Genomic DNA, 13,537 nt, shown 5'->3' on the forward strand with positions numbered 1-13,537 from the left:
GTCTGACAATGGGAAAAGAAAAATTCACGCGTACCAAGCCCCACGTGAACGTGGGCACCATTGGCCACGTTGACCACGGCAAGACCACGCTGACTGCTGCCATCACCTCCGTGCTGGCAGCCAAATATGGCGGAACTGCCAAGGGTTACGACCAGATCGACGCAGCGCCAGAAGAAAAAGCGCGCGGCATCACGATCAACACCGCCCACGTCGAATACGAAACGGCCAACCGTCACTATGCCCACGTGGACTGCCCTGGACACGCCGACTATGTGAAAAACATGATCACCGGTGCTGCGCAGATGGACGGCGCTATTTTGGTGTGCTCCGCAGCTGATGGCCCTATGCCCCAGACCCGCGAGCACATCCTGCTGGCCCGTCAGGTTGGCGTTCCTTACATCATCGTGTTCCTGAACAAGTGCGACATGGTGGACGACGCTGAGCTGTTGGAACTGGTCGAAATGGAAGTTCGCGAGTTGCTGGACAAATACGATTTTCCAGGCGACGCAACCCCCATCATCCACGGTTCAGCCAAGCTGGCCCTGGAAGGCGACAAAGGCCCTTTGGGTGAAGAAGCCATCATGAAGCTGGCCGAAGCTCTGGACAGCTACATTCCCATGCCCGAGCGTGCAGTGGATGGTGCTTTCCTGATGCCCGTGGAAGACGTGTTCTCCATCTCTGGTCGTGGCACCGTCGTGACCGGCCGTATCGAGCGTGGCGTGGTCAAAGTCGGCGAAGAAATCGAAATCGTCGGTATTGCTGACACCCAAAAGACAACCTGCACAGGCGTCGAAATGTTCCGCAAGTTGCTCGACCAAGGTCAAGCAGGCGACAACGTCGGTATTCTGTTGCGCGGCACCAAACGTGAAGACGTGCAGCGCGGCCAAGTGCTGTGCAAGCCCGGCTCCATCAAGCCACACACCCACTTCACGGGCGAGATCTATGTCTTGTCCAAGGACGAGGGCGGCCGCCACACACCCTTCTTCAACAACTACCGCCCCCAGTTCTACTTCCGTACAACGGACGTGACTGGTGCGATCGAGTTGCCAGAAGGCAAGGAAATGGTCATGCCGGGTGACAACGTGTCGATCACTGTGAAGTTGATCAACCCGATTGCCATGGAAGAAGGCCTGCGCTTTGCGATCCGCGAAGGCGGTCGTACCGTGGGTGCGGGTGTGGTTGCCAAGATCATTGCGTAAGAATTGCGAAGGGGTATAGCTCAATTGGCAGAGCGTCGGTCTCCAAAACCGAAGGTTGTAGGTTCGATTCCTACTGCCCCTGCCACCCGGTTGAGATAAAACTGGTGGCACTCAGGCCCGCTACGCTGTAGCGGGCTTTGGCGTCTTGAGCAGAATGATTTTGAATCAATGTAGAAACGCGAATGACAAAGAATATGGCCACTTCACAAATACAAACTGTCAATACAGGGGCAGACAAAGCCAAGCTGGGCGCTGCTTCTGCCGTGGTGGTGGCTTCGCTGGTCGCTTTCTACATGCTGGACAAGCAGGGTTCCTTGATCCAGTGGGCGGCTTTGCTCGTGGGTCTGGGCGTTGCGGTGGCACTGTTCTTTACTGCAGAGTCCGGTCGTCAGTTGGCGGCGTTTGGACGCGACGCGTGGCGCGAGGTTAAAAAAGTCGTCTGGCCCGCACGCAAGGAAGCGATCCAGATGACAGCCTACGTGTTCGGATTCGTGCTGATCATGGCGCTATTCTTGTGGCTGACGGACAAGACCTTGGAATGGTTGTTTTACGACCTGATTTTGGGATGGAAAAAATGATGACCGACGTCGCAGAAAACTCCGTGCCTCAATCTATGGCTGCTCCGGCCGCCAATCCAGATCTGCGTTGGTATGTAGTGCATGCCTATTCGGGTATGGAAAAAACGGTTGAGCGCAACATTTTGGAGCGTATTGCGCGATCTGGCATGCAGACCAAATTTGGCCGGATTCTGGTTCCCATGGAAGAGGTGGTTGAGGTCAAAAATGGCCAGAAACGCACGACCGAGCGAAAATTTTTCCCTGGCTACGTGCTGGTGGAAATGATCATGGATGACGATACCTGGCACTTGATCAAGCACACCAACAAGGTCACTGGCTTTGTCGGTGGCACCAAGAACCGTCCAGCCCCAATTTCCGAGGCTGAAGTGATGAAGATCGTCAATCAGATGCAGGAAGGTACGGAGAAGCCACGGCACAAGGTTGAGTTTGTGGTGGGTGAGTTTGTTCGGGTCAAGGAAGGTCCGTTTACTGATTTCAATGGCTCGGTTGAAGATGTGAACTACGAGAAGAGCAAGGTGCGGGTTGCCGTCACCATCTTTGGACGTTCCACGCCCGTCGAGTTGGAGTTCTCTCAGATCGAAAAAACGTGATTCTTGTGGGTCAGACCACTCGCGCAGCGATGTGCTCTGACCCCAACTTAGTGTGAGTATTTGTGGGTCAGACCACTTGCGAAGCAATGTGCTCTGACCCCAACTGAATAGAAGGTTCGCATTTTCCGACTTGGTGCGAACAGCAGAGAAAAGTCGTTAACCCCGGGGAGCTGTGGGCTGAATAGGTCAGTACCGCAGCGTTTTACCCGTAAGGAGAAATCATGGCGAAAAAAATCGTCGGTTTTATCAAGCTGCAAGTGCCAGCCGGTAAGGCCAACCCATCACCCCCCATCGGCCCGGCCCTGGGTCAACGTGGTTTGAACATCATGGAATTCTGCAAGGCGTTCAATGCGCAGACCCAAGGTGTTGAGCCAGGTCTGCCTTTGCCCGTGGTGATCACCGCGTTTGCTGACAAGAGCTTCACGTTCATCATCAAGACGCCGCCTGCGACCGTCCTGATCAAGAAGTCCATCAAGCTGGACAAGGGTTCTGCTAATCCGCTGAAAGACAAAGTTGGCAAGATCACCCGTGCACAGCTCGAAGAGATTGCCAAGATCAAAATGAAGGACATGAATGCTGCCGACCTGGAGGGCGCTGTTCTCACCATCGCAGGTACCGCGCGTTCCATGGGTGTGACTACGGAGGGCGTATAAATGACCAAGCTCACTAAGAAACAAAAAGCCCAAGTTGGCAAAATTGACAGCAACAAGCTGTATCCGCTGGGTGACGCGCTCGGTTTGGTCAAAGAGTTTGCCAATGCCAAGTTCGATGAATCCATCGACGTTGCGGTGCAACTTGGCATCGATGCCAAGAAGTCTGACCAAGTTGTGCGTGGCGCTGTCGTGCTGCCAAACGGCACTGGCAAGACCAAGCGTGTGGCCGTGTTCGCCCAAGGGGCCAAGGCTGAAGAAGCCAAGGCAGCTGGCGCTGACATCGTCGGTATGGACGATCTGGCTGCCATGGTCAAGGCTGGTGACATGCCTTTCGACATTGTGATCGCAGCTCCCGATGCAATGCGCATTGTGGGTACGCTGGGTCAAATCCTCGGCCCACGTGGTCTGATGCCTAACCCCAAAGTTGGCACCGTGACGCCCGATGTTGCGACTGCTGTGAAGAATGCCAAGGCAGGTCAGGTGCAGTTCCGTGTCGATAAGGCCGGTATTGTGCACTCCACTATTGGACGTCGCTCGTTTGACTCTGCCCAGCTGCAGGGCAACCTGGCGGCATTGGTGGACGCTTTGCAGAAAGCCAAGCCGGCTACCAGCAAGGGTTTGTATTTACGCAAAGTCGCAGTTTCGTCCACGATGGGCGTGGGTGTCCGTGTGGACATTCAATCCATCGCGGCGTAATTGTAAAAAATTTGAGTGGCCGGCAACGGCTGCTTGATGTGGTGGGTCGCATGGCCTTCGGGTTATGCGAGTCATCCAAGACCGTTGGTGTGCAATTTAATGCACTTAATACAAAAACCAACGCAGATGGCGATCCCGCTGCAGATGGAATGAGAATTTCTGTTAACAGTTGGTCGCTGCAATGTGGAGCGTGGCGTGGCGCAAGCTGCAAAGCGCATTTAAAGGAGTAGACCTTGAGTTTGAATCGTAGTGAGAAGGAAGCGGTCATCAGTGATGTGACCGGCCTCGCCGCTAAAGCTCAAACGCTCGTGATCGCGGAATACCGTGGCATCACGGTCGCTGACATGACCAAACTGCGCATTGCCGCGCGCAGCAACGGTGTGACCCTGAGTGTGTTGAAAAACACCTTGGCTCGCCGTGCTGTAGCAGGTAGCGGTTTCGAAGTGGTGGCTGACCAGATGACCGGTCCTCTGATCTACAGCTTTTCCGAAGACGCCGTGGCTGCCGCCAAAGTGGTAGCCGAGTTCGCGAAAACCAACGACAAGTTGGTGATCCGTGCTGGTGCGTACGGCGGAAAAGTTCTGGACGTGAACGGCGTTAAACAGCTCGCAAGCATCCCTTCCAAGGAAGTGTTGTTGGCGCAGTTGCTGGGCTTGATGCAATCCCCCATTTCGCGTACAGCCCGTGTGCTGGCCGCATTGGCGGAGCAGCGTGGCGCTGGCGCAGCAGAAGCTGCACCCGCAGAGGCAGTTGCGGCGTAATCGCTCCATTGTCGGTAGTAACCAATATTGTTAGGAAATAAAAATGGCATTCGATAAAGACGCATTTTTGACCGCGCTGGACAGCATGACGGTCATGGAACTCAACGACCTGGTGAAAGCCATCGAAGAGAAATTTGGTGTGAGCGCTGCCGCTATGGCCGGCCCCGCTGCCGCTGCTGGCCCCGCTGCCGCTGCTGAAGAGAAGACCGAGTTCAACGTCGTTCTGCTCGAAGCTGGCGCGCAAAAAGTGCAGGTCATCAAGGCCGTTCGCGAGATCACCGGTCTGGGCTTGAAAGAAGCCAAGGACCTGGTTGACGGCGCACCCAAGAACGTCAAGGAAGGCATCGCCAAGGCTGACGCTGAAGCTGCCAAGAAGAAGCTGGAAGAAGCTGGCGCCAAAGTCGAACTCAAGTAATCGATCATTGTGGCTGGGCTGGGATGCTCCCAAAGGGCTCCCAGCCTTTGCTGCTTGTGGACTTCATGTTAGTGCACACCAAAAAACCGTGGCCCCACTGTTTTTTAGTGTCTTCTGACCCCGACTGCAGAAGATGCCTTGGAACGGGTTGCGTGCAATGCGCAGCCGTCCGCCAATGATTGGTAGTGGCCAATCGCCAAGCCTGTTGAGAGTGATGCTCAACGACACAGTCGCCAAGGACCCCCAGGTTCCTTTAGTCTTTGCCCGGAGATCTAATGGCTTATACATACACAGAACGCAAGCGGATTCGCAAGAACTTCGGTACCCGCGACAGCGTACTCGAAATCCCCTACCTGCTACAAATGCAAAAAGACGCCTATACGGCGTTCTTGCAGGCAGATGTTGCTCCCAAAAAGAGAACCATCGAAGGACTGCAAGCCGCATTTGAAGCGGCATTCCCTATCGTCTCGCACAACGGTTTTGTCGAGATGAAGTATCTGGAATACAGCCTGGCCAGGCCCGCATTCGATGTGCGTGAATGCCAGACCCGCGGCTTGACCTTTGCGTCTGCCGTTCGTGCCAAAGTCCAATTGATCATCTATGACCGTGAGTCTTCGACGTCTCAGAACAAGGTCGTCAAGGAAGTCAAGGAACAAGAAGTCTACATGGGCGAAGTGCCCCTGATGACGGGCAAAGGCTCGTTCATCATCAATGGCACGGAACGCGTGATCGTTTCCCAACTGCACCGTTCTCCTGGTGTATTTTTTGAGCACGACAAGGGCAAGACCCACAGTTCGGGCAAACTGCTTTTCTCCGCGCGCATCATTCCCTACCGTGGCTCTTGGCTCGACTTCGAATTCGACCCCAAGGACCTGCTTTATTTCCGGGTGGATCGTCGCCGCAAGATGCCGGTCACGATTCTGCTGAAGGCCATCGGCCTGACCAACGAATCCATCCTTGCCAACTTCTTCGTCAACGACAACTTCCGCCTGATGGACAGTGGTGCCCAAATGGAATTTGTGGCCGAGCGTCTGCGCGGTGAAGTAGCACGCTTCGATATCACTGACAAGAGTGGCAAGGTCGTGGTGGCCAAAGACAAGCGGGTAACCGCGCGCCACACCCGTGAGTTGGAGCAGTCCAATACCACGCACATCAGTGTGCCGGAAGACTTCCTGATTGGTCGCGTCGTGGCCTGCAACGTCATCGATGGCGAAACCGGCGAAATCGTAGCCAAAGCCAACGAAGAATTGACCGAAGCCCTGCTCAAAAAGCTGCGCTTGGCCGGCGTGCAGGATGTGCCTTGCATTTACACCAACGAACTGGACCAGGGAGCCTACATTTCTCAGACCCTGCGGACCGACGAAACGGTGGACGAATTCGCTGCCCGGGTGGCCATCTACCGCATGATGCGCCCTGGTGAGCCGCCGACGGAAGACGCGGTACAGGCTCTGTTCCAGCGCCTGTTCTATAACCCTGACACGTATGACTTGTCGCGCGTGGGCCGGATGAAGTTCAACGCCAAGATGGGCCGTGCCGAATCGACAGGTCCCAAGGTTCTGACCAACGAAGACATCCTGGCTGTTGTCAAGATTTTGGTGGATCTGCGCAATGGCCGCGGCGATGTTGACGATATCGACCACTTGGGCAATCGCCGCGTGCGTTGCGTCGGTGAACTGGCCGAAAACCAGTACCGCACGGGTTTGGCACGCATTGAGAAGGCGGTGAAAGAGCGTTTGGGTCAAGCCGAACAAGAGCCGTTGATGCCGCACGATCTGATCAATAGCAAGCCCATCTCGGCTGCGTTGAAGGAGTTCTTTGGTGCTTCGCAGTTGTCCCAGTTCATGGACCAAACCAATCCACTGGCCGAAATCACGCACAAGCGCCGTGTTTCGGCCCTTGGCCCAGGTGGTTTGACCCGCGAACGTGCCGGCTTTGAAGTGCGTGACGTGCACGTGACCCACTATGGTCGCGTGTGCCCTATTGAAACGCCTGAGGGACCCAACATCGGTCTGATCAACTCGCTGGCGTTGTACGCCCGTTTGAACGAGTATGGCTTCATTGAGACGCCGTACCGTCGCGTGGTCGATAGCAAGGTGACGATGGAAATCGATTACCTGTCCGCCATTGAAGAAGGCAAGTACGTGATTGCCCAGGCCAATGCGGCCCTGGACAAAGTTGGCACGTTGACCGGCGATTTGGTTTCTGCCCGCGAAAAGGGCGAATCTATTTTAGTGGGGCCAGAGCGCATCCAGTATATGGACGTGTCGCCCGCGCAGATCGTGTCGGTGGCGGCTTCGCTGGTGCCATTCCTTGAGCACGACGATGCGAACCGCGCCTTGATGGGCGCCAACATGTCGCGTCAGGCCGTGCCCGTACTGCGCCCGGAAAAGCCCATGGTGGGAACGGGTATCGAGCGCGTGGCAGCAATTGACTCCGGCACCGTGGTGACGGTAACCCGTGGCGGTATCGTGGACTATGTGGATGCAACCCGTGTGGTGATTCGTGTCAATGACGCAGAAGCACAGGCCGGCGAAGTCGGCGTGGACATCTACAACCTGATCAAGTACCAGCGCTCCAACCAGAACACCAACATCCACCAGCGCCCCATCGTGAAGAAGGGCGACAAACTGGCCAAGGGTGATGTGATAGCCGACGGTGCATCGACTGACTTGGGTGAAATCGCCATCGGTCAGAACATGCTGGTGGCGTTCATGCCGTGGAATGGCTACAACTTCGAAGACTCGATCCTGATCAGTGAACGTGTTGTGTCTGAAGACCGCTACACATCGATCCACATCGAGGAATTGGTGGTGATGGCACGTGACACCAAGTTGGGCGCGGAAGAAATCACCCGCGATATTCCCAACCTGAGCGAGCAGCAACTTAACCGTCTGGATGAGTCTGGCATCATTTACGTCGGTGCGGAAGTCATGCCCGGCGACACGCTGGTCGGCAAGGTTACCCCCAAGGGTGAAACCACGCTGACGCCAGAAGAAAAACTGCTGCGTGCCATCTTCGGTGAAAAAGCCAGCGATGTGAAAGACACATCGCTGCGCGTAGACCAGGGTTCGCAAGGCACGGTGATCGACGTACAGGTCTTTACCCGCGAAGGTATTACCCGCGACCGTCGCGCCCAGCAGATCATCGACGACGAACTCAAGCGTTTCCGTTTGGATCTGAACGACCAAATTCGTATCGTCGAGGCCGACGCATTTGACCGGATCGAGAAACTTTTGGTTGGCAAGGCTGCCAATGGTGGCCCGCAAAAGCTCGCCAAAGGCACCAAAATCGACAAGGCCTACTTGGCCTCGGTCGAGAAGTTCCACTGGTTCGATATACGTCCTGCAGATGACGAAGTGGCAGGCCAATTGGAGAGCATCAAAAATTCTCTGGAGCAAACCCGCCACAGCTTCGACCTCGCTTTTGAAGAAAAGCGCAAGAAGCTCACACAGGGTGACGAATTGCCTGCCGGCGTGCTCAAGATGGTCAAGGTCTACATTGCGGTCAAGCGCCGTCTGCAGCCCGGTGACAAGATGGCTGGTCGCCACGGTAACAAGGGTGTGGTTTCCAAGATCACTCCCGTGGAAGACATGCCTTACCTGGCTGACGGTACTCCGGTGGACATCGTTCTGAACCCACTGGGCGTGCCTTCGCGTATGAACATTGGTCAGGTGCTGGAAGTGCACCTGGGCTGGGCCGGCAAGGGCCTGGGCCAACGCATCGGCGACATGTTGCAGCGCGAAGCAGCTGCCACCGAGATCCGTGGCTTCCTGGACCTGGTATACAACGGAACAGGTCGCAAGGAAGATCTGGGGCTGTTGTCGGACGAAGAAATCCGCAACATGGCCCAGGAATTGACCAGTGGCGTGCCTTTTGCATCGCCCGTGTTTGACGGGGCCACCGAGGAAGAAATCAGCAATATGCTGCAGTTGGCATACCCGGATGACGTGGCCAAGGCCAAGGGGCTAACGCCTACGCGCACCCAAGCCCAGTTGTACGATGGCCGAACCGGTGATCCGTTTGAGCGCACTACCACGGTAGGCTACATGCACTACCTGAAACTGCACCACTTGGTGGACGACAAAATGCACGCCCGCTCGACTGGCCCCTACAGCCTGGTTACCCAGCAGCCGCTGGGTGGTAAGGCTCAGTTCGGTGGTCAGCGTTTCGGTGAAATGGAAGTGTGGGCGCTGGAAGCGTATGGCGCCTCTTACGTCCTGCAGGAAATGCTCACCGTCAAGTCCGACGACGTACAAGGTCGTACCAAGGTGTACGAGAGCATCGTCAAGGGCGAGCACTCTATCGAAGCCGGCATGCCGGAATCGTTCAACGTGTTGGTCAAGGAAATCCGTTCCTTGGGCATCGACATTGAACTTGAGCGTAGCTGATCAGCGGACAAGAAAAGGATTTAACCCATGAAATCATTACTCGACCTGTTCAAGCAGTTCACGCCCGATGAGCATTTTGGTGCCATCAAAATTGGCATGGCTTCGCCCGAGAAGATCCGTTCGTGGTCTTTTGGCGAGGTGCGCAAGCCCGAAACCATCAACTACCGTACCTTCAAGCCCGAGCGTGATGGTCTGTTCTGCGCCAAGATTTTTGGCCCCATCAAGGACTACGAGTGCCTGTGCGGCAAGTACAAGCGCCTGAAGCACCGTGGTGTGATCTGTGAGAAGTGCGGCGTTGAAGTCACACAAACTAAGGTTCGCCGCGAACGCATGGGCCATATTGATCTGGCGGCGCCGTGCGCGCACATCTGGTTCTTGAAGTCTCTGCCCAGCCGATTAGGCCTGGTGCTGGACATGACCCTGCGCGATATCGAACGCGTGCTGTACTTTGAAGCCTACGTTGTCACCGACCCTGGAATGACTCCGTTGAAGAAATTCAGCATCATGTCGGAAGACGACTTCGACGCCAAGTTCAAGGAATATGGTGACGAATTCCAGGCCAAGATGGGTGCTGAGGGCATCAAAGATCTGCTGCAAAGCATCGACATCGAAGGCTCGATTGAGAAGCTGCGCAACGATTTGACCGGTTCTGAACTCAAGATCAAGAAGAACGCCAAGCGTTTGAAAGTCTTGGAAGCGTTCAAGAAGTCCGGCATCAAGCCCGAGTGGATGGTGCTGGACGTGTTGCCCGTGCTGCCACCGGATCTGCGTCCGTTGGTGCCGCTGGATGGCGGTCGTTTCGCGACCTCTGATCTGAACGATCTGTATCGCCGCGTGATCAACCGCAATAGCCGTCTGCGCCGTTTGCTGGAATTGAAAGCGCCCGAAATCATTGCCCGCAATGAAAAGCGCATGTTGCAAGAAGCCGTGGACAGCTTGCTGGACAACGGTCGCCGTGGCAAGGCCATGACCGGCGCCAACAAGCGTGCGCTCAAGTCCTTGGCTGACATGATCAAGGGTAAGAGCGGTCGTTTCCGCCAGAACTTGCTGGGTAAGCGCGTCGACTACTCCGGTCGTTCCGTGATTACCGTGGGCCCAACACTCAAGCTGCACCAGTGCGGTCTGCCCAAGCTGATGGCGCTGGAACTCTTCAAGCCATTTATCTTTGCGAAGCTGGAAACGATGGGCATTGCGACCACCATCAAAGCCGCCAAGAAGGAAGTGGAATCCGGTACGCCCGTCGTGTGGGACATTCTGGAAGAGGTCATCAAAGAGCACCCCGTGATGCTGAACCGTGCGCCTACGTTGCACCGTTTGGGTATCCAGGCGTTTGAGCCCATCCTGATTGAAGGCAAGGCGATCCAACTGCACCCCCTCGTTTGCGCGGCCTTCAACGCCGACTTCGACGGTGACCAGATGGCTGTTCACGTGCCTTTGTCGGTGGAAGCACAAATGGAAGCCCGCACCTTGATGCTGGCCTCCAACAACGTACTCTTCCCCGCCAACGGCGAGCCTTCCATCGTGCCTTCACAAGACGTGGTGCTGGGTTTGTACTACACCACCCGCGAACGTATCAACGGCAAGGGTGAGGGACTGATCTTTTCCGATACCGGTGAAGTGCAGCGCGCCTTTGACGCGGGTGAGGTCGAACTTAATGCCAAGATCAATGTGCGTCTGACCGAGTACACCAAGGACAAGGAAACCGGTGAATTCACTGCCTCGACCAAGCTGTGGGAAACCACCGCAGGGCGCGCGTTGTTGTCCGAGATCCTGCCCAAGGGACTGCCATTTTCCAACCTGAACAAAGCTCTGAAGAAGAAGGAAATCTCCAAGCTGATCAACGTGTCGTTCCGCAAGTGCGGTTTGAAGGAAACAGTGGTATTTGCTGACAAGTTGCTGCAAGCCGGTTTCCGTCTTGCGACCAAAGCCGGTATTTCCATCTGCATTGACGACATGCTTGTGCCGCAAGAAAAGCACGGCATCATTGCCCGTGCCCAAAAGGAAGTCAAAGAGATCGAGCAGCAATATGTGTCCGGTCTGGTGACTTCTGGCGAGCGTTACAACAAGGTGGTGGACATTTGGGGCAAGTCGGGTGACGAAGTATCCAAGGTCATGATGGCCCAGCTTTCCAAGCAAAAGGTGATTGATCGCCATGGCAAGGAAGTGGACCAGGAATCCTTCAACTCCATCTACATGATGGCCGACTCCGGTGCCCGTGGTTCTGCAGCTCAGATTCGCCAGTTGGCCGGTATGCGGGGTCTGATGGCCAAGCCTGACGGCTCCATCATTGAGACGCCCATTACCGCCAACTTCCGTGAAGGTCTGAACGTGTTGCAGTACTTCATCTCCACCCACGGTGCCCGTAAGGGTCTGGCCGATACGGCGTTGAAGACTGCCAACTCTGGCTACCTGACACGCCGTCTGGTTGACGTGACGCAAGACTTGGTGGTGACCGAGCAAGATTGCGGAACACACGGTGGTTACTTGATGCGCGCCATTGTCGAAGGTGGTGAAGTGATTGAGTCCCTGCGCGATCGCGTGCTGGGCCGCACGGCTGCTGAAGACGTGTTGCATCCGGAAAACCGCTCCGTTCTGGCGCCTGCCGGCTCCATGCTGGATGAAGACCTGATTGACGAGCTGGAATCTGCGGGTGTGGACGAAGTCAAGGTGCGCACCGCATTGACCTGCGAAACCCGCTTTGGCATCTGTGCCAAGTGCTACGGTCGCGATCTGGGTCGTGGCGGTCTGATCAACGGTGGCGAAGCCGTCGGTGTGATCGCTGCCCAGTCGATTGGTGAACCCGGTACCCAGCTGACCATGCGTACGTTCCACATCGGTGGTGCGGCGTCGCGTGCGGCCATCGCCTCCAGCGTGGAAGCCAAGTCCAACGGCAGTATCGGTTTCAATGCCACCATGCGTTATGTGACCAACAGCAAAAAAGAGTTGGTGGTGATTGCCCGTTCGGGCGAAATCGTCATTCACGATGAGCATGGCCGTGAGCGCGAACGTCACAAAGTGCCATATGGTGCGATATTGACTGTGCAGGCCGATCAGACCGTCAAAGCCGGTGCCATTTTGGCCAACTGGGATCCGCTGACCCGCCCCATCATTACCGAGTTTGCCGGCAAGGCCCACTTCGAGAATGTGGAAGAGGGCTTAACCGTAGCCAAACAGGTCGACGAAGTGACCGGTTTGTCCACCATGGTGGTTATCGACCCCAAGCGCCGTGGTGCGACCAAGGTGGTGCGTCCCCAGGTCAAACTGATCGACGCAACCGGCAATGAGGTGAAGATTCCTGGAACCGACCACTCGGTGACGATTGGCTTCCCTGTCGGCTCGCTGGTTCAGGTGCGCGATGGCCAGGACGTTGGTCCTGGTGAGGTACTGGCCCGCATTCCCATCGAAGGCCAGAAGACCCGCGACATTACCGGCGGTCTGCCACGGGTTGCCGAGTTGTTTGAAGCCCGTACACCCAAAGACAAGGGCACGCTGGCTGAAATTACCGGTACCGTGTCCTTCGGAAAAGAGACCAAGGGCAAGATTCGCCTGCAGATCACCGATCCCGATGGCAAGGTCTGGGAAGAGTTGGTTCCCAAGGAAAAGAACATGCTGGTGCACGAAGGCCAGGTGGTCAACAAGGGTGAGTCCGTGGTGGACGGCCCGGCCGATCCGCAGGACATCTTGCGTTTGCTGGGTGCCGAAGAGCTGGCGCGTTACATCGTGGACGAAGTCCAGGACGTGTACCGTTTGCAGGGCGTGAAGATCAACGACAAGCACATCGAAGTGATTGTTCGCCAGATGCTGCGCCGTGTGGTGGTCGAGAATGCTGGTGATTCCGCCTACATCAATGGTGAACAGGTGGAGCGCTCCGAAATGCTCAACACCAACGATGCGCTGCGTGCTGACGGCAAGATTCCCGTTACCTTCACCAACTTGCTGCTCGGTATTACCAAGGCATCCTTGTCCACGGACAGCTTCATCAGCGCGGCATCGTTCCAGGAAACCACCCGTGTGTTGACTGAAGCCGCCATCATGGGCAAGCGCGACGAGTTGCGTGGCTTGAAGGAAAACGTGATTGTGGGTCGCCTGATTCCGGCTGGCACCGGACTGGCTTACCACGAGGCCCGCAAAATCCGTGAAAGCATGGACGACGCCGAGCGGCGCGCGATTGCCGATGCCGAAGCCGCCGAACTTGCAGGTGACGTCGAGGCTGCCGCCGAGTCCCACGCAAGCGAAGGTAGCGACGGCGAATAAGCT

Annotated in this window: 9 protein-coding genes and 1 tRNA gene; all 10 read left to right on the forward strand. The window is 56.1% G+C overall.

The annotated features are described in order from the left end of the window. The first annotated feature begins 8 nt into the window (after positions 1 to 8). The 10 genes from tuf (at position 9) to rpoC (ending at position 13,534) form a co-directional block, all read left to right on the forward strand. Positions 9 to 1,199 (forward strand): elongation factor Tu, encoded by a 1,191-nt coding sequence (gene tuf, locus IPI80_RS18440; protein ID WP_413862564.1) that lies wholly within the window; start codon positions 9 to 11, stop codon positions 1,197 to 1,199. 9 nt (positions 1,200 to 1,208) lie between these two features. Next, a tRNA-Trp gene (locus IPI80_RS18445) sits at positions 1,209 to 1,284 on the forward strand. A 109-nt stretch (positions 1,285 to 1,393) separates the two neighbouring features. Further along, positions 1,394 to 1,777 (forward strand): preprotein translocase subunit SecE, encoded by a 384-nt coding sequence (gene secE / locus IPI80_RS18450; RefSeq protein ID WP_413862565.1) that lies wholly within the window; start codon positions 1,394 to 1,396, stop codon positions 1,775 to 1,777. Further along, the gene (gene nusG, locus IPI80_RS18455) at positions 1,774 to 2,367 is read left to right on the forward strand and encodes a transcription termination/antitermination protein NusG (protein WP_413862566.1); all 594 of its coding nucleotides are present in this window, start codon (positions 1,774 to 1,776) and stop codon (positions 2,365 to 2,367) included. Before secE ends, nusG begins: the two co-directional genes overlap by 4 nt. Before the next feature lie 221 nt (positions 2,368 to 2,588). Beyond that, positions 2,589 to 3,020 carry a 50S ribosomal protein L11 gene (gene rplK / locus IPI80_RS18460; RefSeq protein ID WP_413862567.1) on the forward strand — a complete coding sequence of 144 codons (432 nt, stop codon included), beginning with the start codon at positions 2,589 to 2,591 and terminating at the stop codon, positions 3,018 to 3,020. Then, a complete protein-coding gene (rplA, locus tag IPI80_RS18465) occupies positions 3,021 to 3,716 on the forward strand; it encodes a 50S ribosomal protein L1 (RefSeq protein WP_413862568.1) in 696 nt (231 codons plus the stop codon). A 233-nt stretch (positions 3,717 to 3,949) separates the two neighbouring features. Further along, positions 3,950 to 4,477, forward strand: a complete 528-nt coding sequence (gene rplJ / locus IPI80_RS18470; protein WP_413862569.1) for a 50S ribosomal protein L10 — start codon at positions 3,950 to 3,952, stop codon at positions 4,475 to 4,477. Between the two features lie 43 nt (positions 4,478 to 4,520). Then, entirely contained in the window at positions 4,521 to 4,892 is a 372-nt protein-coding gene (rplL, locus tag IPI80_RS18475) for a 50S ribosomal protein L7/L12 (protein ID WP_413862570.1), read from the forward strand. Between the two features lie 275 nt (positions 4,893 to 5,167). Then, positions 5,168 to 9,280, forward strand: coding sequence for a DNA-directed RNA polymerase subunit beta (gene rpoB / locus IPI80_RS18480; protein ID WP_413862571.1), 4,113 nt, complete (start codon positions 5,168 to 5,170; stop codon positions 9,278 to 9,280). Between the two features lie 27 nt (positions 9,281 to 9,307). Continuing rightward, complete coding sequence (gene rpoC / locus IPI80_RS18485; RefSeq protein WP_413862572.1) at positions 9,308 to 13,534, forward strand: DNA-directed RNA polymerase subunit beta'; 4,227 nt, start codon at positions 9,308 to 9,310, stop codon at positions 13,532 to 13,534. Positions 13,535 to 13,537 lie beyond the last annotated feature (3 nt).

The organism is Candidatus Aalborgicola defluviihabitans, from assembly GCF_016705985.1.
GTDB lineage: Bacteria > Pseudomonadota > Gammaproteobacteria > Burkholderiales > Burkholderiaceae_C > Allorhodoferax > Allorhodoferax defluviihabitans.